Annotated in this window: 19 protein-coding genes; 15 read left to right on the top strand and 4 right to left on the bottom strand. The window is 59.0% G+C overall.

Annotated elements, in window-relative coordinates; translation table 11 throughout:
* The first annotated feature begins 12 nt into the window (after positions 1–12).
* The 3 genes from EH165_RS03420 to EH165_RS03430 are packed head-to-tail and all read left to right on the top strand — an operon-like array spanning position 13 to position 2,697.
* Positions 13–780 carry a CDP-alcohol phosphatidyltransferase family protein gene (locus EH165_RS03420; RefSeq protein WP_206426081.1) on the top strand — a complete coding sequence of 256 codons (768 nt, stop codon included), beginning with the start codon at positions 13–15 and terminating at the stop codon, positions 778–780.
* A gap of 49 nt (positions 781–829) precedes the next feature.
* Positions 830–1,756 (top strand): glycosyltransferase family 2 protein, encoded by a 927-nt coding sequence (locus EH165_RS03425; RefSeq protein ID WP_124798035.1) that lies wholly within the window; start codon positions 830–832, stop codon positions 1,754–1,756.
* A 32-nt stretch (positions 1,757–1,788) separates the two neighbouring features.
* The gene (locus EH165_RS03430) at positions 1,789–2,697 is read left to right on the top strand and encodes a glycosyltransferase family 2 protein (protein ID WP_124798036.1); all 909 of its coding nucleotides are present in this window, start codon (positions 1,789–1,791) and stop codon (positions 2,695–2,697) included.
* Here the strand turns inward: EH165_RS03430 and EH165_RS03435 are convergent.
* Positions 2,660–4,012, bottom strand: a complete 1,353-nt coding sequence (locus tag EH165_RS03435) for an O-antigen ligase family protein (RefSeq protein ID WP_124798037.1) — start codon at positions 4,010–4,012, stop codon at positions 2,660–2,662. The genes EH165_RS03430 and EH165_RS03435 overlap by 38 nt on opposite strands.
* Positions 4,013–4,137: 125 nt before the next feature.
* Here EH165_RS03435 and EH165_RS15335 point away from each other — a divergent pair, with 125 nt between their 5' ends.
* Positions 4,138–6,288 carry a hypothetical protein gene (locus tag EH165_RS15335; RefSeq protein ID WP_164479107.1) on the top strand — a complete coding sequence of 717 codons (2,151 nt, stop codon included), beginning with the start codon at positions 4,138–4,140 and terminating at the stop codon, positions 6,286–6,288.
* Positions 6,288–7,043 (top strand): WecB/TagA/CpsF family glycosyltransferase, encoded by a 756-nt coding sequence (locus EH165_RS03445; RefSeq protein ID WP_124798038.1) that lies wholly within the window; start codon positions 6,288–6,290, stop codon positions 7,041–7,043. The genes EH165_RS15335 and EH165_RS03445 overlap by 1 nt, the downstream gene beginning before the upstream one ends.
* Before the next feature lie 20 nt (positions 7,044–7,063).
* Here EH165_RS03445 and EH165_RS03450 read toward each other — a convergent pair whose 3' ends face one another.
* Entirely contained in the window at positions 7,064–7,447 is a 384-nt protein-coding gene (locus EH165_RS03450; protein WP_124798039.1) for a hypothetical protein, read from the bottom strand.
* A 27-nt stretch (positions 7,448–7,474) separates the two neighbouring features.
* Between EH165_RS03450 and EH165_RS15340 the strand changes: the two genes are divergently transcribed.
* From EH165_RS15340 to EH165_RS03485, 8 genes are all read left to right on the top strand, one after another.
* Positions 7,475–7,711: a hypothetical protein gene (locus EH165_RS15340; protein ID WP_164479108.1), complete on the top strand. Its 237-nt coding sequence runs from the start codon at positions 7,475–7,477 to the stop codon at positions 7,709–7,711.
* Positions 7,712–8,056: 345 nt separating this feature from the next.
* A complete protein-coding gene (locus tag EH165_RS03460) occupies positions 8,057–9,592 on the top strand; it encodes an oligosaccharide flippase family protein (protein WP_124798041.1) in 1,536 nt (511 codons plus the stop codon).
* Positions 9,593–9,758: 166 nt separating this feature from the next.
* Entirely contained in the window at positions 9,759–12,848 is a 3,090-nt protein-coding gene (locus tag EH165_RS15630) for a fibrinogen-like YCDxxxxGGGW domain-containing protein (protein ID WP_206426082.1), read from the top strand.
* Between the two features lie 125 nt (positions 12,849–12,973).
* Positions 12,974–13,342 (top strand): hypothetical protein, encoded by a 369-nt coding sequence (locus EH165_RS15350; protein ID WP_164479017.1) that lies wholly within the window; start codon positions 12,974–12,976, stop codon positions 13,340–13,342.
* Positions 13,343–13,409: 67 nt separating this feature from the next.
* A complete protein-coding gene (locus EH165_RS16410; protein WP_124798043.1) occupies positions 13,410–13,886 on the top strand; it encodes a serine O-acetyltransferase in 477 nt (158 codons plus the stop codon).
* 324 nt (positions 13,887–14,210) lie between these two features.
* On the top strand, positions 14,211–14,657 hold the full coding sequence (locus EH165_RS03475) for an FAD synthase family protein (RefSeq protein ID WP_124798044.1): 447 nt from the start codon (positions 14,211–14,213) through the stop codon (positions 14,655–14,657).
* Between the two features lie 2 nt (positions 14,658–14,659).
* Complete coding sequence (locus EH165_RS03480; protein ID WP_124798045.1) at positions 14,660–15,208, top strand: VanZ family protein; 549 nt, start codon at positions 14,660–14,662, stop codon at positions 15,206–15,208.
* 6 nt (positions 15,209–15,214) lie between these two features.
* Positions 15,215–15,994: a nucleoside triphosphate pyrophosphohydrolase gene (locus tag EH165_RS03485; protein ID WP_124798046.1), complete on the top strand. Its 780-nt coding sequence runs from the start codon at positions 15,215–15,217 to the stop codon at positions 15,992–15,994.
* 7 nt (positions 15,995–16,001) lie between these two features.
* Here EH165_RS03485 and EH165_RS03490 read toward each other — a convergent pair whose 3' ends face one another.
* Complete coding sequence (locus tag EH165_RS03490) at positions 16,002–17,063, bottom strand: Gfo/Idh/MocA family protein (protein ID WP_124798047.1); 1,062 nt, start codon at positions 17,061–17,063, stop codon at positions 16,002–16,004.
* An 858-nt stretch (positions 17,064–17,921) separates the two neighbouring features.
* Between EH165_RS03490 and EH165_RS03495 the strand changes: the two genes are divergently transcribed.
* Both EH165_RS03495 and EH165_RS03500 read left to right on the top strand, forming a co-directional pair.
* Positions 17,922–20,840, top strand: coding sequence for a ribonucleoside-diphosphate reductase subunit alpha (locus EH165_RS03495; protein WP_422392126.1), 2,919 nt, complete (start codon positions 17,922–17,924; stop codon positions 20,838–20,840).
* Between the two features lie 69 nt (positions 20,841–20,909).
* Positions 20,910–22,040: a ribonucleotide-diphosphate reductase subunit beta gene (locus tag EH165_RS03500; RefSeq protein ID WP_124798049.1), complete on the top strand. Its 1,131-nt coding sequence runs from the start codon at positions 20,910–20,912 to the stop codon at positions 22,038–22,040.
* A 136-nt stretch (positions 22,041–22,176) separates the two neighbouring features.
* Here EH165_RS03500 and EH165_RS03505 read toward each other — a convergent pair whose 3' ends face one another.
* Complete coding sequence (locus EH165_RS03505) at positions 22,177–22,506, bottom strand: DUF3817 domain-containing protein (RefSeq protein ID WP_124798050.1); 330 nt, start codon at positions 22,504–22,506, stop codon at positions 22,177–22,179.
* Positions 22,507–22,739 lie beyond the last annotated feature (233 nt).

Below are 22,739 nucleotides of genomic sequence, written 5' to 3' on the forward strand. Positions count from 1 at the left end.
TCGATTCGGCGAATGCGAGTGCGTGTAATGGTGGGGACGGCCGCAGATTCCGCGGATAAATTGTCGTATTCAGCGGCCGTCAGACAGCTCGCCCATGCGCAAAAGCCGGGGCTGGGAGTTCCGGCGTACACGCGCTGGGTGAATAGGCGGATGGCAAAGTATGTCGCGGCCCTCGCCTACCGCTGGGGCTTGACACCCAATATGGTGAGCGTCATTAGCGCAGCGATATCAGCGGTCGGAATCACGGTTCTTGTGCTGATCCGGCCTACCTGGTGGAGCGGGGTGGCTGCCGCTGTGCTCTTCGCGTTCGGGTATCTTCTCGACTCTGCAGATGGTCAGGTAGCCCGCTTGACGGGTCGATCGGGTCCGGCGGGGGAATGGGTCGATCACGTGGTTGACGCGATCCGGATTCCAGCCATCCACCTCGCGGTCATGGTCGGAATCTTTCGGAGTGCAGGTCTGCCGGATTGGACGCTGGTGCTGCCGATTCTGTACTGCCTCCAAGCGGTAGGGCTGTTTATGAGTCAGATTTTGGCAGAGCAACTTTCAAAGTTCCATGGGCTCGCAGTGACCGCGCCGGGGACCGGGCGGCGCCAATCCTTCGTGCTGATCCCGACGGATACGGGAACTTTTTGCTGGCTGTTCGTGGCCTGGGGCAATCCACAGTTATTTCTCTGGCTCTACGCGGCGATGCTGGTTGTGAACTCCGCGCATGCAGCGATATCCATGCGACGCAAATACAAGAAATTGCTTCAAATAGGCAGTCCCACAGCCGGGTAAATCAGTTCCGTCCAATCGTGATCCCTCTAGCAGCGAAGGACTTCTCCTCGTGACTGCACCTGTTAACCCACCTCTGGTGAGCGTGATCATTGCTACTCGCGGGAGGCCCGAACTGTTGAGGGTGGCGGTGCGAGCCATTCTTGCCCAAGACTATGAGGGTCCTATCGAGTTGATCGTTGTGTACGACAACATTGAAATCGATCGGCTTGGCGATATCGAGGTTCCAGCGCGGCGGAGCCTGACCACGATCTCCAACGCCCGGACCCAGGGTCTGGCCGGTGGGCGTAATACCGGCATCGAAGCTGCTCACGGCGAATACGTAGCGTTTTGTGATGACGATGACCATTGGTTGGCCCCGAAGCTATCGCGGCAAATGGCCATCTGGGAATCTGACCCACACGCCGCCCTCGTCGGGTCCGGCATTCGGATCCACACCGAAAAAGGCGAGCATGTTCGCCTTCCGCCCCGTCGGGTGATGTTCGCCGACTTGCTCAAGTCCCGGATTACCGAACTGCACCCTTCCGGGTTTTTGATGCGACGGTCCGGCTTGGTTTCGGGGTACGGGTTGGTGGACGAGGAGTTGCCGGCGTCCTACGGCGAGGATTATGACCTCCTACTTAGGGCCGCTCGCACTGGTCCCGTGCTCAGTGTTACCGAGCCGCTGGTAATCGTTAACTGGAACCGGCCCTCCTTCTTCTCCGGCAAATGGGAGGGGATCGCCGCAGGGCTGACCTATCTCTTGAACAAGTTCCCAGAATTCGAGACCAGTCCCGCGGGCACCTCGAGGATCGCCGGCCAGATCGCCTTTGCACATGCAGCGCTGGGTAATCGACCGGCGGCGAAGAAATGGGCCAGACTGGCAATCGGTGGTGACCGACGTCAATTGCGCGCCTACGCTGCCTACGCGGTGGCGGCGCGTCTGGCTCCGGCGGGCCTGATGGTTCGACTCGTCAACCTTCGCGGCCGCGGACTGTAAGCAACCCGGAACATCAGAGAGGGTTCTGCCATATGCCGCTTCTCAGCGTCCTATTGCCAGTAAAGAACGGCGACCAGACCATTGAAGGCGCCGTACGTTCCACGTTGCGCGGGATGCCCAAAGATTCGGAACTGGTCGTATTCAATGATGGCAGTACCGATAGAACTGTCAGCAAATTGGCTACCATCGTCGATTCCCGGCTCCGGATAGATAGTTCCGACGAATCTCGGGGCGTGGCTATGGGGTTGAATCATTTGCTGGAAATCACCGACAGTAAATATGTGGCCAGAATGGACGCTGACGACTACAGCCTGCCGTGGCGGTTCATCCAACAGCTCCACGCCTTGCGCTCTGGAACCGATGTGGTCTTTACCCACCGAGTTGACTGGCGACCCGAGCGAAAGCGTGTCACACCGACGGCCCCGCTCGCGATCAGCGACCGCGCTTTCCCGTACTACCTGATGTTGTCGAATCCGGTTGCTCATTCGACAATGGCCGCGTTGCGGCAAACGGTGGTCTCGGTGGGTGGCTACCGAAACGTACCCAGCGAAGACTACGATTTGTGGCTCCGCCTTGCCGCAGCCCGCGCGGACCTGCGAAGGCTTGCGTTGTGGGGTTTGGCCTATCGACTGCACCCGAGCCAGATCACCGCGTCGACCGAGTGGCGCCACAGGTCCTGGTCGGATCCCCTTATCGCAGAGGCTTTCTCGTTGCTCTCTGTACAAAGATTGGGGGAGCCCTCTCGCCGGTTGGTCGCTATCGGTGCGGACCAGGCGACACCACAGGCGGACCTGCTGCGCGAACTGGGGGAGTTCGGACGCCGATTCAAGGCGGCAATCCACCATCTTGAGCGTCCCGAACGCTACCTGGTGAAACGAAAACTTGCGCAAAGAATCACAGACGTTACGACGGCAGTAATGAATCGGGCTGCAGTTTTGTGAGCTGGTTGGCGCTCGCGATGCGGGGGCGGATGAGTACGCCAGCGCAGATCATGACAATGCAGAGCCCTGTTCCGATGATGCCGTAGAAGACTATTTCCACCAGCGAAACGACGATGGCGGTGTTCATTGCCAACCCAATTCCGCTGTGATGCCTGCGGGTTCTGACTACGGCCCAGATTAACGCCCCTACAAAAAACGCAGCGGCCGGAAATCCGTGGGAGAACAGGACCATCCACAATTGTCCCTGCGTCCCTGCCGAAGGGATGCCGGCGGATACGGACGGCCGGGGCGCTCCGTAGCCGAAGATCGGGGACTCCAGCGACCGTGCCAAAGTTTCGCCGTACAGGCTGGCTCGATCGGCGGTGGTACTGCTGGTATCCAACCGTTGCGTCAGTCTCTCGGAAATTGGGAGCACTAGGAAGGCCAGACCGACGAGAACTCCCAGCCCTAGCAGCCCGGAGATGACCCGAAATCTCCCCACGGCAACCGAGCGGATCGCAATGTAGAGCGCCGCGACCCCTAGTCCGACAAACATGCCGCGGTTCAGGGTGAGGAAAGCTGGCACCAAAGAAAGCGGGAGTGCCGCGAGCAGCCACCAGAATTTCCACGTACCCCGGACCGCAAACATGTACGCAATGACTATGGGCGTCAGAATCGAGTAGGCGTTCCCCCATGCGTTCGTGTACAGGAAAGGGGCGCTGGGTCGGGGGTCGAACATGAAATATGACTCGGGGTTGAACTGCGTGACGCGTCTGAAGGCCATTTCTCGCACGAGGTCGTTGGTCAGCAATGATTGCGGCAAAATGAATGCCAGGGGAGTCTTGAAAGACAACAGTGGCGCGAACACACCCAGGTATCCGCCCGCGGTGATAACCAGCCAAAAGCTGGTTAAGACACCTGCTGCGTACTGAACTGTCACAGCAGCGCGAGCGTTGTAGACATAGATAAAAACCACGGTGGCCGCCAGATACAGCGCCGCACGATAGACGAACCCGATCAGCCGGGGAAAGCTGTCGATTTCGATGACAGAGGCGACCATGCAGATGATGAACAGCAGCCAGATTCCGAGTCCTCGAGGCACCCGGACGGAGCGGCCGCGGAGCAAATAAAAGCTCATCAGGATCGCCGTCACCGGCCAGATCATGTCGCCAAGGCCGAGAACCCACCACAGTGGATAGCCGGCGAGGGGCAATGCGAGCGGCCAAGTGGGAAAGACACGCGGGTGGGACGGTGAATCGAGGAAACTTGTGCCGCCCAGGTTTTCACTGCCCACGACTGTGCGTGCCAGCGGGCCAGTGGTGGTGTGGGGTTTCACGTCATCAGTTTGTACCTCTTCTGGCGCGCTGGCGAATCTGTTGCCCGTTACCCCGCGGACGTAAAAGCGATGGGGCGGGCGACAGAATACGGAGGAGTACAGAACGCGCCCCACAGCTTCTGAGGATGACCAGACAGCGCGTCTTAATGAGGGACAATGGAGGACGACGCGAAGCTGGGCGAGTAAGGCTGACGGCGTTCGATATCAGGGAGCAGGGTGATATGGGCCAGCAGGATGAACGCAACGAGGTTCGCGTGGGGGAGTATGCCGCCATTTTGTCCTCGCGCTGGCGTGTGCTGGCAGTCCTTTTTGTGGCGGGCATCGTCGTTGCTCTCGGCTATCTCGTCTTTACCCCCAGCGCTGTCACTGCATCTACGCAAGTCAACGTCTTCGTGATCTCAACGGATCCGTTTAATCCATCGAAGTCCGCTTCGGGGTTGCTCGACGGTGCGACAGAGGAGCAAATCGCAACCTCTTATGTCGTGAGTTCGCTTGCGGTGCAACAGATGTCTACTAGCCGGTCTATTGGTGAGGTCCGTGACCACCTAGAGGTGACAACAGTTCCCGCCGCCACGGTGCTGCAATTCAACTACACCGATTCCACTGCTGAGCAGGCGCGCTCAGGCGCGGATGCACTGGCAGCTGCGTATCTCAACTTTCGAGCCACCGAGGCGCAGGGGCGCGTCAACACTACGGTGGACGCCATCGACAAGCGGGTGGCCGAGCTTCGCAAGTCTCTGACCGAAACCAACACTCGCGCCGGTTTTGCCGCGCCCAACAGCACGAGGGCCAACCAGGCAGCGAGCGACCGTGAGCTTGCCACCAGTGAAATCAACAGTCTGCTCACCCAGAAAAGCACCCTCGAGCGGATAGACACCACTGGTGGTTCCGTCCTCTCGCTTGCAGCCGAGAACGCCGTAGTGAGCGCCCCGAACGCAGCTACCGTCCTAGCGACCGGGGGCATAGCAGGGTTAATTTTAGGTGTAATCCTGGCGTTTGTGGTCAATGCTGTTGACCGGCGACTGCGCAGCCGGCGAGATGTCGAACGCGCTACCAGGAGGCCGATACTGGCAGAATTAACGTTGCAAGAGGGCACATTGCCCGCCTTTGGTGCTGATCACGAGGCTTTACGCCTTGCTCGCGAGCGCATCATTTCCACGATGCCGAACAGCGTCGGCGTGATCGTCTTGTTCGAGGCCACCGGCGCGAAACTCTCGGACGTAGGTTTGAACCTTGCACTGGTCCTGTCGCAGGGAGGGCGCGAGGTTGACCTCATTATCCCAGCGGCGGCGACCAACTCGATCGACCGGATCATTGTCGCGCTCGACCTGATGCCTGCCGAGGGCGGGCAAGGCCGCCTGTTCCGGTCCGACAAGGCCCCCTCGCTCAACTTGTTATTTTCGGCTGCGGGTACCGACTTTTCCGACGCGGATCACATCTTGACGGATGAGGTCAAAGGCCGCATTGCGCGCAACCGCGCTGACCGCTTGATGGTCTTGGTGCTGCCCTTCGACACCGAACACGCGACTCGCATTGCCACGCAGCGTCTGTGCGACGCCTTGGTGGTGGTGATCGAGAAAGAAGCCGCGACATCGACGTCAATTTCTGATCTGGTAACGGAGTGTGAGCAGGCGGGGGTAGTGGTGCTCGGCTCGCTGATCGTTCCGCGGGGGCGTATTTGCAACTCGGTTGCGCCGAGCCACGCCGCTATTCGAGCCTCGAACTTGGCGCGTTCGGTGGCCCATTATCGGTCCGAGGCCGTCGCGCAGGCGCTGTTGGAAAATCACCACGACACCAGTCCCGAGGACACCGATATGTCTTCAGGCAGAGCAGCGGTCAACCATGGCTCTTTTGGCGACCGCGCCTTGGGCGACCGACCCCGTGACCATGATGACTTTGATTACCAAGCATTCGACGACAGCTCTTTCGGGGGAGAGGTGGCCCATCACCCGCCCGCTGAAGCCGCGACACCGGACCCCAGAGCAGACGAGACTGAAGACCACAGACCCGTCATGGCGGCATCAGCTGGCGCATCTGAAGCGGGTGATGCTGAAGCGAGTGATGCTGAAGCGGTTGATGCTGAAGCGGGTGATGCTGAAGCTGGGGATGCCGAAGCGGGTGATGCTGAAGCGGGTGATGCTGAAGCGGGTGATGCTGACCCGCAGCCAGAGGCCATCCGGAGGCCATCGAACGGACCCACCCCCACAACGTCGAATACCCGACGAGTATCCGGTCGTAGCCCGGCTGGCGGTAGGTCACCCCGGAAGCGCCGCTGATGCACGAGAAGAATAAATCTGTTGAAGTAGTCGGAGTCCGAGTGGACAACTTCACCATGGATCAACTAGTCGACCAGCTGTTGGATTGGACAACGCTGCCGGGTCTCCATATTGCTGTGGGCGTCAACGCGCACGTGTGTAACCTAGCCGCAAAGGATCAAGCCTTTAGGGACCTTGTCCAGGCCTCAGATCTCAATTACGCAGATGGGCAATCGGTGGTGTGGGCAGGTCGCTTGTTGGGCGGCGATGTTGGCGAAAGAATCGCTACCACTGATCTCGTATTTCCGTTAGTCCAACAATGCGCCGCACACAGCAAACGTATTTTTCTTTTCGGCGGCAAGCCGGGGGTAGCAGAACTAGCTGCAGCACGATTGCAAAAATTTGCCCCCGGCCTTCAATGCAGCACTTCGGATGGCTACGTCAGTAAAGAAAACATGCCAGCCCTGATCGACAAGATCAATAATTTCGGCACCGACGTTTTGTTGGTGGGTCTCGGAGACCCGTTGCAGCAGGAGTGGGTTGCCAACTCCCGTGGCCAGCTGTTGGTTCCGGTTGCGCTTACCTGCGGCGGCCTTTTTGATTGGACCAGCGGCCACAATAAGCGCGCGCCCCGATGGATGATTGCGGCAGGTTTGGAGTGGCTCTGGCGGCTCGCACTCGAGCCCCGACGATTAGCAAAGCGCTATGTGGTGGGCAATCCCGCCTTCGTCTTCAGGTTGGTCAAACAAATACTGTCGAAAAAGTTCCAGGACTGATATCTCGCTGTTGCCGGTTCTTAGCAATCAGCGTTATCTGGGAACGTGTGCTCGCTGAGAATCCATTTGTTGTCAATGAACTTCATAACGTAGATGTTGAGGCTCCGTGCGGGGGTTCCAGCGTTATCCAGCGGAAGATCCGAGTCGTCAAAAATGCGAACAGAGGACGAATCCAAGCACACCTGAATCTTCATGCTGGGGGGATCCGCATTCAGTGCGACATCCGAGATAGCCAATGACGCGATAGTAGGAACACCCTCCTGACGCCAGCCGTTATTGGCGAATTCAGCAGCATTTGCTTGGAGTTCGCCCAGCAAAGCGCCAGTCGCTATGGTGCTCAGCGAAGCAGTGTCGCCAGTGCCGTTGACCAAGTCGACCGCACTGCCCAGCACGTCGCCGACCATCGCCGACGCCTGGGGAGTGTCGGGGGGTTGGAAACATTCGGTGGCGCCGCCACTGTGGTCGATTCGCTCGACGCTGGATTGGCTGGGGCTGCCGACGCTTCGACTGCTGGTGACCCTTCGACGGACGTCACGGAGGCGGGGGCTGACGCCGATCCGCCGCCGATCTCGGTGGGAATGGATTCGACTGTAGTGAGAGCGGAATTGGTCGCCAGCGAACTTGCTGCCTCGGTCGGCGCAGTGGTATCTGATGACGTCGCGGAATAGGTCACGACCGTGGGGGTGCTATCTGCGGAATCACTTTTTTTGTTACTGACCACGATCACCACCACTACTGCAGCGACAACCACCAGTGCGGCGGAAGCGGCAATAGCAATGGTCTTTGAAGTGGAGCGGCCAGGAGCTCGATGGGAGGCTCTGGTCTGCTCCTCAGCCTTTTCTGGAATCTCAGGATTGACCGCTGCATCCAAGGGCGGATTTTCCTCGTCATAGTCCATCGTGATGCTCCGTACCGTTGGTGTATCGCAGGGGGATTACGGCACTACTATCCCAGAAAACTAATTTTTACTTCCTCGCCGCAGCCTGCCGGGCGAGGCGAGGCGAGGAAGAGCCATGTCGAAGACGGTTGACGCCGAGGACTCACAGAGAGGTTCTGAGTCCGGAAGTCTTGCACGGGGGGGACTCGCGAGCTTCGGCGGCGCAGCCATCAGCGCTGTGATGGGGTTTGCTCTGACTTTTGTTTTAGCTCGTGGTCTGGGCGAAGCTGGCTCGGGTGTCGTGTTGCAAGCGACGGCGATATTCGCGATCACCGTCAGCATTGGCAAGCTCGGGATGGATTCGGCCGCAATTTGGTTGATGCCGAGGTTGTTGGTCGACGCACGTTCGGAGATTCGTTCCGCGGTCAACTTCCTGTTTGCGATCAGTGCTGCCGCCGGGATTCTGGCGGGAATTTTAATTTCACTCGTGGGTCCGGTAGTTATCGGTGATTCTGCAGTTGAGTCTCGAGAATTAGGCTCTTCGCTGGTTGCCCTGGGCTGGGCAGTTCCAGTTGCAGTGCTTGTCCTGGTAGCTCTGGCCGCAATTCGCGGACTCGGCAAGTTACTGCCGTACGTAGCAATTGGGAGCATCGCGCTTCCGGCGGCGCGTCCAATCGCTGTGCTTCTGAGCCTGTGGTTTGCTGGCTCGGCGTTGGCAGCCGTCTGGGCGTGGGCGGCCCCGTTGCCGTTTGCGCTTGTGGGCGCTCTTGTTCTGCTCGGAGTACAGATCCGCAAGCTCACTGCAGGCACCGATCGCGGCCGCAGAAAGAACTGGCCCAGTCGCGAGCGACGTTCGCAGATCTTAGGTTTCGCTCTGCCGCGGACACTATCCGCGGGGCTGGAGCAATCCCTGCTGTGGCTAGACCTCATCCTGGTAGGCGCGCTAGCGGGGGCGTCGGCGGCTGGCATTTATGGCGGCGCGAGTCGATTCATCGCCGCGGGCTTGATCGTCGACACAGCTTTACGGGTAGTGGTCTCACCGCAGTTCAGCTCTCTGCTTCATCGCGGTGACATCCCCGGCGTGCAAAGGCTTTACGGGACTGCGGCCACGTGGCTTGTGCTCTTCAGTACTCCTATTTACATCGTGCTTGCCATCTACGCGCCGACAATCCTCGGTTGGCTGGGTCCGGGATTCGCGGCTGGCTCACATGTTCTTGTCATCCTGTCGGTGGGCGCAGTAATTACGTTTGCGGCGGGGAATATTCATTCCGTGCTCTTGATGAGTGGCCGCAGTGGCTGGGCGGCTTTCAACAAAGCCATAGTCCTTGCCGTCAATGTTGCTGGCAACCTGGTCCTCGTCCCCGTGATGGGAATCGAGGGGGCGGCGTTGAGCTGGGCGGCAAGCATGATGATTGATGCCTGCATGGCCGCCTTCGAGGTCCACCGTTTTCTGGGAGTCAACGTGGACGCTTCTGCAGTGGCGTACGGGCTGCTCGTGCCCAGTATGTGTGTGGGGATCCCAGCAGGTGTTTTTCGAACCTTTTATGGATCACACAATTGGACGCTGGCTCTGAGCGTCGCTCTCGGCGGGGTGCTTCTAGCAGTGTGGTGCCGTCTGGATGCGCACAAGCTCAAGCTCAGCGATCTCCGGGCGAGGCCAGGACGAGGATAGTCTGCACGTTTGGGGGCATCACTGTTGATTCCTGTGAGCAAACGGTAACTCTCTGTCCGTATTGCGCAAATTGACACGATTGCTTATGCTCCATTTGGGTGGTAACAACCTCACAGCATGCACATGCTGTAGCAAGACTGCCCCCGAAGACAGGATGGAGCGCAGCGTGCGATTACGAAAGTTCGGACTAGCAAGTGCTTTGATGGCCGCTGCCGTAGTGGCCCAAGGCTTTTTCTCGGTGTCCGCCTCGGCTGACGCCGTGGTAGCCGACGGGACGAGCGCCGACCGCGCTGCCCCCTCCTGTTGGGACATTAAGCAAAACATCCCGTCGAGTGTTGATGGCCCGTACTGGCTTCAGACCCCGGCACTACAAGCACCACAACGCTTCTACTGCGATATGACTTATGACGGCGGCGGCTGGGTGATGATCGGTAAGGGTCGCAACGACTGGCAGGACAACTACCTGGGCCAGGGCGATCCGGCTGATCTCTTGACACCGAATCGATCCCCCGCAGGCTTCGGCATGGTTCAACTGGATTCCCGGACTGTTGATGGGTTGCTCAACAAAACCCGCGTCGACTCACTCACCGACGGAGTTCGTGTTCTGCGCGCGAAGGACCCGAGCGGCAGTACATGGCAGAACGTGACTTTCGGATGGGCCAATCGGGATCGCTGGGTCTGGACCGTTCCGGCCGGTCACTCCACGCAATGGTTTGAATTTGATAAGAGCGGCAAGGTCAACGGCGGCGCCACAGCCAACTTCGGCCTGGATAGCGGATACCTGAGATCCACCTTCAGCTACACCCTCTCGCAGAAGTGGGTTGCTGGCTTTGCTTACGGCCCTAGCGTCACCACCGGGTCGAATAACGCGAGCACCTTCATGTGGTCGGCGCTCGCAAACGGTGGATCACCCATTCCCTACGCCGAGGTCTACGTTCGCCCGAAACTGCGCGCGGCCGACGTGAGCTACACGGCTATCCCTGACGCAGGCACCGAAGCCACTGCGCAGAAAGCTGTGGCGAGCTCGTACTCGCTGCCAGGGAGTTGGGGCGTCATTGGGCGTTTTAATGGTCGGACGGCAGAGGGCAACTCGGAGGTCCAGTCTTTCGGACAGATCGGCGACGTTGTCTATGTCGCAGGTAACTTCCAGTTTGTTCAAAAGGGAGCCAACGCGACAGGTGCGAACAAAGTAGAGCAACCAGCCCTGGCAGCATTCAACTCCACCACTGGCGATTTCATCCCCACGTTCAAGCCGACCTTCAATGGCCAGGTCAAGTCGGTCCTCGCATTACCCAACGGCAAGCTCCTGGCAGCTGGCGAATTCACTATCGCGAACGGACAGCCCGCGAAGGGCACCGTCCTTTTGGAGCCCGACACGGGAAAATCAGTCAGCTACTGGAATCTCCAGATCGAAAACCGTGTTTCCGGTGGAGCATTGACCATTCGCGACATTTCGATTTCTGGTGATTACGTCTACCTCGGCGGGGCCTTCACCCACCTGACAGGTGGCACACGCACCACGGCGATCTACTCCCGCAATGCCGCCCGCATCCAGTGGGCCACGGGGACGCCGGACAGCGGTTGGAACCCTGAGTTCAACGGAACCATCATGGATACAGATGTGAGCCCCGACGGCACGCGGATGTACGCCGCGGGTTACTTCACCAGCTCGAAGGGGGTGCCCGCACTGAAAGCGGCCGCGGTGCAGACCGTTTCCGGCGCCCCCCTGGCTACCCCCACATGGGCCCCCGTGTGGAGCAGCAATGGAGCCAATTACCAGCAGGCAATCCGCGCGGTCAACGACAAGGTGTACGTCGGAGGGTCAGAACACTCGATCTTCGGCTTCTCATCAACGACCTTCGCCAAGGTCAACGGCACGACCATGCACGGTATCGGCGGTGACTTACAAGCCATCGATACCTCGGGGACTGTCGTTTATGGCGGATGCCACTGCGGAAGTTGGGCCTATCAAAACTCTCTTACCTGGCCAGACCCCGGGTACAACTGGAATCAAGCTGACAAGATCCAGTGGATCGGTGCATGGGACTCCGCCACGGGTGAATTCATCCCCAGCTTCAACCCGCCAGGACTGTCCAGCGCTAACGCAGGTGTGTGGGCGATTTTCGTCGCCAAGGATGGAACCGTTTGGAGTGGCGGCGATCTGACGGGAACTCGCACGAGTCCCACGGCCAGCCAATGGGCTGGTGGCTTCGTGAGATTCCCCTTGAACGACCACACTGCACCAAGCGCACCCACGGGACTTCGCAGCACTGGAACCACACCGACGACCGTGAATCTGGCGTGGTCCGGGTCTACTGATGCGGCAGGCCCAGTCACCTACGAGATCCTCCGCAACGACAGGGTGATCGCCACTACCACCACTTTGACCGCGACCGTTTCCGTAGTGAGCAGCGCAGATCGATTCTTTGTTCGAGCCATCGATGCGAGCAACAATCGCTCTGCCAGCAGCGCGGTGCTCGGAACTCCGCCACCGCCGGACCCTCAACCGCAGCCCGGAGATCCCAATCTCATCCCTGCCGGCTCGCAGTGGGCTTATCGGAATCAAGCAGCTGCCCCCGCAGCTGACTGGAAGGCGACATCTTTCGATGACAGCACGTGGACCGTGGGTGCTGCGCCCTTGGGCTTTGGAACCACCGGATTGCTTACCAACATCGACGTTCCGGCGCCAACCTCAAATCGCGCGGCGGTCAATTACTTCCGACGTTCGTTCACTGTTCCCAACGCATCAACTGTTCAGTCGCTCACGTTGACCACACTGGCTGATGACGGCGAGGTCGTCTACGTCAACGGATCCGAAGTGGCACGTACCAGAGTGTCAGCAGGAGCCGTCGGCAATACGACCTACGCCAACGCCTCGATCTCGACGACGGCCGCACGCGCCACTCCTGTCGTGATCCAGGTTCCTGTGGAACTGCTCGTCAACGGTAAGAACACCGTCGCGGTAACTACGCACCTGAACTACAAGTCCACATCGAACATGAGCTTCGAGCTTTCGGCTGTGGCAACGTACAAGACGCCTGTTGTGCCGCCGGTTGTGCCGCCGGTTGTCCCGCCGGTTGTGCCGCCGGTTGTGCCGCCGGTTGTCCGCCGGTTGTGCCGCCGGTTGTGCCGCCGGTTGTGCCGCCGGTTGTGCCGCCGGTTGTGCCGCCGGTTGTGCCGCCGGTTGTGCCGCCGGTTGTGCCGCCGGTTGTGCCGCCGGTTGTGCCGCCGGTTGATCCGCCGGAAACGGTGGTAAGTGCGGGAGACCAGTGGTCATATCTTTACAATCCGGCCGGCCCGGCCGCCGACTGGAGTGGCACCGCCTTCGATTCCAGCAGTTGGTCCACCGGAGCGACACCGATCGGATTTGGAGCCACCGGTATGGCGACCGATATCAATGTGCCGGTAGCCAATCGGACACCAGTGGCGTATTTCAAAAAAACCGTGAACATCACGGATGCCCCCAGCGTCATGGGATTCACCCTCACAACCGTTGCCGACGATGGCGTTGTCGTCTACGTGAACGGCACCGAAGTGGGACGCACTCGAGTGTCAGCCGGACCGATCACCAACGCGACGTATGCCAATGCTGCGGTGAATACCACCGCTGCGAACGCCGCGCCAATAGTGATCAACGTTCCAGTCGACCTTCTGGTCAGCGGAGCCAACAGCATTTCCGTTTCAACACATTTGAATTACAAGAGCACGCCTAATATCAGCTTTACCATGTCGGCATCTCTCATACGCTGATTTTTCTGGGTGCCGGCTCCCACGTCATGCTCGTCGGAGCCGGCACCGAGTAAACCTGAGGACAACAATGAACCTGCGCGAGGACATCAGAGTTAATCGAGGTCAGAGCAAGGGGCAGTTTGTAGTGGTCTGCTTTCGCATCGCGCATCGTCTGAGGACCCCACTAGATGTGCGACCACGGATCTATGCCATCGGAGTGGGTATTGCCTACAGACTCCTCGTTGAGTGGATCTTGGGTGTCGAGATTCCGTGGAAGACCCGCATTGGCCCCGGACTCCGGATCTTTCATGGGGTGGGCATCGTCATCAACGATCGCACCGTTATTGGTAGCAATGTGTCCATCCGCCAAAACGTCACCCTTGGTAATAAAGGAGCAACCGGTCCCTGCCCCACGATTGGCGACAACGTGCAACTCGGAGCAGGGTGCATTGTGATCGGTGGAATCACCATCGGCGATGGAGCCGTCGTCGGGGCTGGCGCGGTGGTGACGAAAGACGTGCCCGCTGGCGCGACCGTCGTCGGAAATCCTGCGCGCATTCTCTAGTACGCCCCTTGAATAGGCCTCAGGTCTAGGTGGCGCTTGGCTGCCCATAATTCCTGAAGGTACCCGGTGCTTGCTTACCGTAGGCCGGACATAACAGGTGGTTACCGATGCTCGCTGCAGAAAGTCTCATTCGAGTGAATTAAGTGGATTTGATAGGATCCAATGCTCTCTTTGAGTGATAATGAATATGGCATAAGAGGCTGTTGCGACACTAAGGTGGTCGCGAATCCTCGCTTCGAGGGTAATAGCACCGAAGTTGTCACTCCCTTGATCTCGACCTGAATTTGCTTCGTGCATACGGCTAGCAGTGAAGGAAACTCCACCATGCGCATTGGTTACGCCCCTGGCGTCTACGACTTGTTCCACATTGGTCATCTCAACATCCTCAAGCACGCCAAGAGTCAGTGTGATTTCCTCATCGCTGGGGTCGTATCCGACGAAATGTCGCTACTGACCAAGGGCAAGTCGCCGGTGGTGCCTCTGTGCGAACGCCTCGAAATCGTCAGCAGTATCAATTATGTCGATCGCGCTGTGGCTGAAGTCGTTCCGGAGAAGCTGGACACCTGGCGGTCCGTTCACTTCGATATCATTTTCAAGGGCGATGATTGGCGCGGGACTACTAAGGGCGCCAAGCTCGAAGCGGACTTTGCCGCTGTAGGTGTAGAGGTGATGTATTTTCCCTACACGATGCATACCTCCAGCTCGTTGCTGCGCAGATTTATTGCCGGTTCGGTCTCCCATAGCGATCATGAACTGAGTACCGGAAGCTGACCGTGGCAACTGCTCGCCCCAATTCGGCGACGCGGGAACTCGGTCCGGCGAAAGGTACATCCATCGTGAAGGCTGCTGGTTACCGGGTGAGGTGGCTACTCATGGTGGTGGCGGTGATAGCGGTGCTGTGCATCGTCCTTTCACCCAACCGCCCCGCCGCTGGCGCACAGTCACATCTGCGAGCGTGGCTTGACACCGCCAACAAGGGGTGGCTTCCTCCTTTCATCACCTTTGAGCTCGTCGAATTTCTTGCAAATGTCGTCATGTTCGTACCCATTGGCGTCCTGGGAATACTGGTGGGTGGCCGAGGGTGGCCGGCGCTGATCTCGGGAACGATGTTCTCGGTCCTTCTTGAATTGTTTCAGGCATTGTTGCTTCCGGGGCGTGTGGGCTCGGTTGTTGACGTAGCCGCAAACACGATGGGAGTGCTCTGCGGCGTATGCGTCGTGGCTCTCTGGCGTACGAGGTTTCGACGACCAAGCGATTCAGATGCCCTGCGGCACCCTGACATCTCACTGGGCGGCTCGGAGGCGAGCCGCCCGGTGAAATAATGAGGTATGGCTGCCTCGGAAATTCCCGTTCACTTGCCCGCTTCGCCAGGAGTGGCGCCAGCAACCGGCTCCTCTTCTGTGAATGTGGTGGGTACCTCGTTGTTGGCCGCGGTCGCGGTGATGGACCGGCTACGGTCTGCCGGTGGATGCGCCTGGGATGCGACGCAGACAAGCCAATCGTTGTTGCGGTACCTCGTCGAGGAGTGCTTCGAACTCGTCCAGGCAATCGAAGACGATGATGCTGTGGCAATTCAAGAGGAGCTGGGGGACGTGCTCCTGCAAGTGCTGTTTCACTCACGCATCGCTGCCGAGCGCCCGGGTGGATTTGACATCGACGACGTGGCGAAGGGACTTGCCGACAAGCTGACGAGGCGCCATCCGCACGTCTTTGCTCCTGAGAGTGGCGTGCCCTTGGCCGGGGACACGGCCGTGCATCAGCAGTTTCGTTGGGACGAGCTCAAGAAGGCCGAAAAGGGACGCGATTCTGCTCTAGCTGGAGTCGCGATGGCTGCTCCGGCCACAGCTCTAGCTGGCAAGCTTGGTGCAAGAGCAGCAAAGTCATCGCTCAATGTGCCACTGCCGGATGGCGACTCGCTCGCCGCCCAGATATTTCGGCTCGCCTACGAAGCCGGAGCGAACGGTGACGATCCGGAAACGGCTGTCCGCGCGCTCGCCAAGGCTCACGCTGAGCGGATGCTTGCAGCTGAGCGCACGCTCAAGGCTGAGCGTGCGCCCGACTCCGAGAGTACGAACAGACCGGAAAACGCGACTGACGCGGCGCTCTGAATAGGCGTCAAGCGTTGTCACCCGGAAGGGTGACCCCGATCTGACGCCGAATCTCATCAACGGTCTCGAGGATCTGAATGGTCTCCGTGGAGGGCAGCAATTCTGAGTGCGGGGCTCCGGCTGCGATAAGTCGGGCAACTTCTGCTGCCTGAAAGCACAGGCCGGAATTGCCGGTGAGATGGTTAGCATCCCAGGTGAGCGTTGAGCCATCCCGCGAAATCAATGACACTGAGGCGGGATTGTAGAACAGGCCGGGGATTTCAATCCGTGCTGCGGTACCCGAGATTGACGCGGAGGTAGGCGTTTTGGCGTACGAGGTGGTGTTGACGAGTGCCTGGCTTCCACCCGGTCCGCCCAAAATCACCGATACTTGACCATCAACCCCGGTGAAAGCCTTGTGGCCGCTCGCGATGATGCTGGTGGGGTTCCCCAATGCGAAGGAGGCGAACGACAGTGGGTAGATCCCCAAATCCAGCAGTGCGCCGCCGGCCAGCGCGGGGTTAAATATGCGGTGGTTGGGGTCGGGAGCAAAGTACTGGCCATGGTCTGCGAAAAGCGTGGTGACCTCACCCAATGCGCCGTCAGCAAGCAATTGCCGCACCACGTCGATATGCGGCAAGAATCTTGTCCACATGGCTTCCTGAACCACAACGCCAGCACGTTCTGCGGCCGCGACCACTTCTCGAGCCTGGCGTGCATTTTGCGTAAACGCCTTCTCCACCAGTACGTGCTTTCCCGCATTAATCGCTAGCAGCGCGTGCCGATGATGTTCGGAGTGTGGGCTTGCGACGTAGATGACGTCAACATTTGGATCCGCTACGAGCTCTTCGTAGCTTCCGTGCGCGGCGTCAATTCCGTGCGCTGCCGCGAAAGCGGTGGCCCGATCGAGGGAACGAGAGCCCACCGCGGTAATTTTCTGGTTCGTGTGCTCGTTGAGAGCTCGACAGAAGCTGCCCGCGATTCCTCCGGGCGCCATAATTCCCCAGCGCTGAGGTGGTGCGGCGGCTGGGTCGGGGGTACGTGGAAGCGGTAGCGAGCGCGGGAAGGGCGGGGGAGTTGCTGTCGTCATCGTTTCTCCGTGTGGGAAGTAGCTTTTGTCCGACCCGGCACCGGTTGAAACCGAGATCGGAACCGTCGAGTTCTCACTGACAGTAGGTCACTGGCCCGACAGAGACACGACACGCGACAGGCTGGAGGCGCGACACGCGACGGGCTGGGTTATCCACATTGTGACTGCCCCGGCGAGTGGTGGCGGTCTCGGCTCTTGTATCAATGCACCTGTCCGCCCAGTTCCAGCTTCAAATAATTGCACCGGCCACTGTCGGACGGGGGTTTTCACCTGTGGACATCACGGGGATAGCCGGGGGGAAAGCCGGGACTGCCGGTGGATGGTGTGTGGACTGTTTGGCCCGATCGGCAACACGCCGAAAATCGATATCTTGGGGTCTTGTCTATCTTCGACCCCAAGATGTACTGTTTTAGCTAGTGAACCTGATGCGAAATGGCAGAGTAAACCAGAGGCGCTAGCAAGGCGCAGTACCTGGCTCAGCGCTGTTAACCAAGCTGACGAACATACATATTCTGGCGATCTGCGGCGAACTGCACCTGAACCTCACCCCTGTTCCAACAGGAGGGGTCGCGAGGGGCGTTCAGCAGCGGAGGACCCAGGGTGCGGACGCTAAGACCTCCCGGTCGACTGCGTTGGCAGACCATTGTCGGTGGTGCCATGGACACTCTTTTCATGAGTACTTCCCAGGACGCGAGTCCTCGACAATCCGGTTCCGCCGAGAAGGTTTTTACTAGCTCGCAAGGAGAGCACATGGCCCCGCATGTGACCACTGCTGATGTCAGCAACGTCAGCACCAATGACAATTACCCAGAGCAGCCGTTCCGCATCGGAGCCGACTCGGGTAAATCCGCAACGAGCATGACGGTGGTCCGTCGTAATGGCTCCACGGCTCCTTTCGACACCAGCCGAATCGCGATCGCGATCACTAAGGCGTTCATCGCCGTCGAAGGCGATTCCGCAGGCACGTCCTCCCGGTTGCGCGCGCTCGTGGTGGAGCTGACTGAGCAAGTCGCTTCCACGCTGCAGCAGCGCTACGGCGTCGAGCGTCATGTCAACCTTGAAGATGTGCAAGACCAGGTCGAACTGGCGCTGATGCGGGGTGGCCACGCTAAGGTTGCGCGCTCCTACATCCTCTACCGCGAGGAGCACCGCCGCTCACGTGAAGAAAGACTGCTCAGCGAACATTCCGGTGAGGCAGTGGTCGAAGCGACACTCACCGTTGTCTTAGCCGACGGCAGTCGTATTCCACTGGATAAGGCCCGTCTGCGGACCATCATCGACGAAGCCTGCGAAGGCTTGACCGATGTAAACCCGGGCGCTGTTTACGCAGGTACCTCGTCCAACTTGTACGACGGGATCAGCGCTAAAGAACTGGGGCTTGCTCCGATCATGGCAGCACGGGCCATGGTGGAAACCGAGCCAAACTATTCGTTCGTCGCTTCGCGGCTGCTGAACGACACCCTCCGTACCGAAGCGCTGACATATTTGGCTGGCACACCCCGCCAGGCCAGCGCGAAGGATATGGAGCAGATCTACCCGACCTACCTCACCGACTACATCAACCAGGGCATCAAGCTCGGTCAACTGGATCCGCTGCTGGCAGAATTCGATCTGACCCGCCTCGGGCAGGCAATCGACAGCGAGCGCGACGGTCAGTTCACCTTCCTGGGCCTGCAGACTCTGTACGACCGTTACTTTATCCACCACCGCGAGACCCGCTACGAACTGCCGCAGGCGTTCTTCATGCGGGTGGCGATGGGGCTGGCCCTTCGCGAGGTCCAGCGCGAAGAGCGTGCGATCGAGTTCTATCAGTTGCTCTCCAGCTTCGACTTCATGTGCTCGACTCCCACCCTGTTCAATGCGGGAACCACGCGGCCGCAGCTGTCCAGTTGCTTCCTCACCACGGTTGCCGACGACCTTGACGATATTTTCCAGTCGATCAAGAACAACGCTCTCCTTGCCAAATTCTCTGGCGGTCTTGGCAACGACTGGACCCCTGTCCGCGGTATTGGCGCACACATCAAGGGCACCAACGGCTCCTCCTCTGGAGTCGTTCCCTTCCTGAAGATCGCCAACGACACGGCTGTAGCGGTTAACCAGGGTGGCAAGCGTAAAGGCGCCGTGTGTGCATACCTGGAGACCTGGCACATCGATGTCGAGGAGTTTCTCGACTTGCGCAAGAACACCGGTGACGAGCGACGCCGTACCCACGACATGAACACGGCGAACTGGGTGCCGGACGAGTTCATGCGCCGCGTCGAGTCTGACGGCGTCTGGACCTTGTTCTCCCCCGACGAAGTCCCTGATTTGCACGACACTTATGGGCTAGCGTTCTCTGCTAAGTACGCGGAGTACGAGGCGAAAGCTGCTCGTGGCGAAATGACGGTCTTCCGTCAGATCAAGGCCGTGGATCTGTGGCGCCGAATGCTCACCATGTTGTTTGAGACCGGCCATCCGTGGATTACCTTCAAGGACCCGTGCAACCTGCGTTCCCCGCAGCAGCACGTCGGCGTGGTGCACTCTTCGAACCTCTGCACGGAGATCACCCTCAACACATCCAAGGATGAAACCGCGGTCTGCAACCTGGGTTCGGTCAACCTTGCAGCGCACACCACGTCCGCGGGTTTGGATGTGGAACGTCTTCGCCGCACGGTGACCACCGCTGTCCGCATGCTGGACAACGTCATTGACATCAACATGTACACAATCCCATCTGCGCGAAAGTCGAATCTTCAGCACCGACCAGTGGGCTTGGGTCTCATGGGCTTTGCCGATTCCCTCTACAACCTCGGGATCGCCTATGCCTCTGACGCCGCGGTGGAATTTGCCGACACGTCGATGGAGCAGCTTTCATATTTCGCCATTGAAGCAAGCTCGGATCTGGCTGCCGAGCGCGGCCGCTACGGGTCCTTCGAAGGCTCGTTGTGGAGCAAGGGAATCCTGCCGATTGACTCGGTAGAAATCCTGCGCGAGCACCGAGGTGGCGACTTGGACCAAGACAACACCAAGCGTTTGGACTGGGACACGCTGCGCACCAAAGTTAAGAACCAGGGAATGCGCAACTCCAACGTGATGGCGATCGCTCCCACCGCAACGATTTCTAACATCATTGGCGTCGCTCAGTCCATCGAACCGACGTACCGCAACCTGTTCGTCAAGTCGAACATGAGTGGCGACTTCACCGTAGTCAACGAACATCTGGTTCGAGTACTGAAAGCACGCGGGCTGTGGGACGAAGTGATGGTTGCCGACCTGAAGTACTTCGACGGCTCACTGTGGCCCATCGACCGAATTCCGGCCGACATCAAGGAAATGTTCTCCACGGCCTTCGAAATTGAGGGTTCTTGGCTGATCAAGGCCGCGTCACGCCGGCAGAAGTGGATTGACCAAGCTCAATCCTTGAACCTGTATGTAGCTCAGCCCAACGGTCGCAAACTTGACGAGATTTACCGCATGGCCTGGCACACAGGTTGCAAGACCACCTACTACCTGCGGTCCACTTCGGCAACGCACGTGGAGAAATCGACGCTGGTCGGCACCGACGGAAAGCTCAACGCCGTTCAGGCAACAAGCGCGCCTCAGCAACAGCCAGTAGCCAGTGCCGTGATGCCTGCTGCTATTCAGCAGGTAGAAGCTGCGCCCACCGCAGTCACGCCTGCGGCTGCTGCCGCTCCCACTCCGAGCATGATGGATGTGGAGTTCACGCCGGGCGGGCTTGCCGGTAGCGACGTCTTGGCCTGCTCCATCGAGAATCCCGAGTGCGAAGCCTGCCAGTAAGTAGCTTCACTTCTTGACCATCAACCATTCCACTAACTACTCCATCAAATGTGACATTAGGAGACGACAATGACGACTTTCGCAACATCCTTTGGCAGCGATACAGCGGCCTCTTTTACCGACGTGGAGGGCGACTCAGCCCCAGCAGTTGCGGCAAGTGGCCTCGGCGCCATTGATACCGCCGGCGGCCGGGTCTCGGTCAGCGAAAAGCGGATGATCAACGCTCGAGCTGATGTCAACCAGCTCCTGCCCTTGAAGTACCACTGGGCATGGGAAAAGTACTTGGCCGGATGCAACAACCAGTGGATGCCTACCGAAGTTTCCATGCAGGCAGACATTGCGCTGTGGAAGTCACCGAACGGCCTCACCGACGCCGAACGCCAGATGCTCAAGCGCAACCTGGGCTTCTTTGCCACCGCAGAGTCGCTCGTAGCAAACAACATCGTTCTCGCTGTCTACCGCCAGCTGACCAACCCAGAATGCCGCCAGTTTCTATTGCGTCAAGCTTTTGAAGAAGCGGTCCACACCCACACCTTCCAGTACATCTGCGAGAGCCTGGGCCTGGACGAGGGTGAGCTATTCAACATGTACCGGGAAGTGCCCTCCATCACGGAGAAGGACGCTTGGGCCCTGCAGTACACCAAGAACCTGGAGGATCCTTCGTTCAAGACAGGCGACATCGAATCCGATCGGGCGTTCCTGCGCGATCTGGTGGCGTTCTACGTGATCTTTGAAGGTATGTGGTTCTACACCGGATTCGCTCAGATTTTGTCCCTCGGACGCCGTAACAAGATGGTCGGAATCGCCGAGCAGTACCAGTACATTTTGCGCGACGAGTCGATTCACCTCAACTTCGGTATCGACGTGATTAATCAGATCAAAATCGAGAACCCGGAACTGTGGTCAACAGAATTCGCCGCCGAAATTTCCGGCATGTTGGCCAAGGCCTGCGAGCTCGAGATCACTTATGGCCGCGAGACTTTGTCGACCGGCATGCTCGGCCTTAGTGCTGCACAGTGCGAGCAGTACATGCACTTCATCACCAACCGTCGGTGCGTTCAGATTGGTTTGCAGCCTTTGTTCGAGGACACCGAGAACCCGTTCCCGTGGATGAGCGAGATGATGGACTTGAAGAAGGAAAAGAACTTCTTTGAAACCCGCGTCATCGAGTACCAGACCGGCGGCGGCCTTGAGTGGTAGTTAGTTTCTCATTACACAGAAGGGCCCGGCCCACTCGGACAAAATCCGAGTGAGCCGGGCCCTTCTGTGTTCCTGCTAGGTGGTGGCGACCGCTGGTGGTCTCAAGATAGAAATAGATCACACAGACGCACTTTTTTCAGCGGCTAACCGGGACAGTCTGAGTGACGGGGTCGAGTTTCCCGGTCTTCTTCGCCCACACCTCGAACCACACGGTGAAGAACGGCGGGATCGACGCGGCCAAACTCAGCAGAGTCGTCCACAACGACCAGCGCTGACCGCAAGCGGTCAGCAGGGCCAACACGACATAGGCCACAAAAACGGCGCCATGTAAGGCCCCAAATACCTGAACCCCCACCTCGGTGGTCTTGGCGATCCACTTGAAGTACATACCGATCAAGAGGCCGAGCCAAGTGAGCGATTCAACGAAGGCAAGGACGCGGAATGTAGGAACGATGCGCGAGGTCATGTGGCCATTGTCCCAATCCAAGCCATCGGAAGCAGTCCTTTGTGACGCAGCTCAAGCATGCTGTTTGCCTGGCTCGCACCAGCGAGGCCGAACAACTGGTCACTTCAGAACCGAGGGGTAGCCGACCCAGCACAACGGCCGAATAATGAAAAGCACGTGGGCGCAGGAGTTCTCGCGTGGCTGAGTCATGAACTGATCGATTCCGCTCAAAGCCCGCTCCGGGTTCGTCGTTC

The sequence above is a fragment of the Nakamurella antarctica genome, assembly GCF_003860405.1.
GTDB lineage: Bacteria > Actinomycetota > Actinomycetes > Mycobacteriales > Nakamurellaceae > Nakamurella > Nakamurella antarctica.

Bases quoted from the DNA above. Each gene is read 5' to 3' on its own strand.
- EH165_RS03500 (WP_124798049.1), top strand. From the start codon at position 20,910: ATGACGACTTTCGCAACATCCTTTGGCAGCGATACAGCGGCCTCTTTT.
- EH165_RS03505 (WP_124798050.1), bottom strand. From the start codon at position 22,506: ATGACCTCGCGCATCGTTCCTACATTCCGCGTCCTTGCCTTCGTTGAA.
- EH165_RS03420 (WP_206426081.1), top strand. From the start codon at position 13: ATGCGAGTGCGTGTAATGGTGGGGACGGCCGCAGATTCCGCGGATAAA.
- EH165_RS03430 (WP_124798036.1), top strand. From the start codon at position 1,789: ATGCCGCTTCTCAGCGTCCTATTGCCAGTAAAGAACGGCGACCAGACC.
- EH165_RS15335 (WP_164479107.1), top strand. From the start codon at position 4,138: ATGACCAGACAGCGCGTCTTAATGAGGGACAATGGAGGACGACGCGAA.
- EH165_RS15350 (WP_164479017.1), top strand. From the start codon at position 12,974: ATGGCGACCGATATCAATGTGCCGGTAGCCAATCGGACACCAGTGGCG.
- EH165_RS16410 (WP_124798043.1), top strand. From the start codon at position 13,410: ATGAACCTGCGCGAGGACATCAGAGTTAATCGAGGTCAGAGCAAGGGG.
- EH165_RS03490 (WP_124798047.1), bottom strand. From the start codon at position 17,063: ATGACGACAGCAACTCCCCCGCCCTTCCCGCGCTCGCTACCGCTTCCA.
- EH165_RS03460 (WP_124798041.1), top strand. From the start codon at position 8,057: ATGTCGAAGACGGTTGACGCCGAGGACTCACAGAGAGGTTCTGAGTCC.
- EH165_RS03445 (WP_124798038.1), top strand. From the start codon at position 6,288: ATGCACGAGAAGAATAAATCTGTTGAAGTAGTCGGAGTCCGAGTGGAC.
- EH165_RS03495 (WP_422392126.1), top strand. From the start codon at position 17,922: ATGACGGTGGTCCGTCGTAATGGCTCCACGGCTCCTTTCGACACCAGC.
- EH165_RS03475 (WP_124798044.1), top strand. From the start codon at position 14,211: ATGCGCATTGGTTACGCCCCTGGCGTCTACGACTTGTTCCACATTGGT.
- EH165_RS03485 (WP_124798046.1), top strand. From the start codon at position 15,215: ATGGCTGCCTCGGAAATTCCCGTTCACTTGCCCGCTTCGCCAGGAGTG.
- EH165_RS03450 (WP_124798039.1), bottom strand. From the start codon at position 7,447: ATGGTCGGCGACGTGCTGGGCAGTGCGGTCGACTTGGTCAACGGCACT.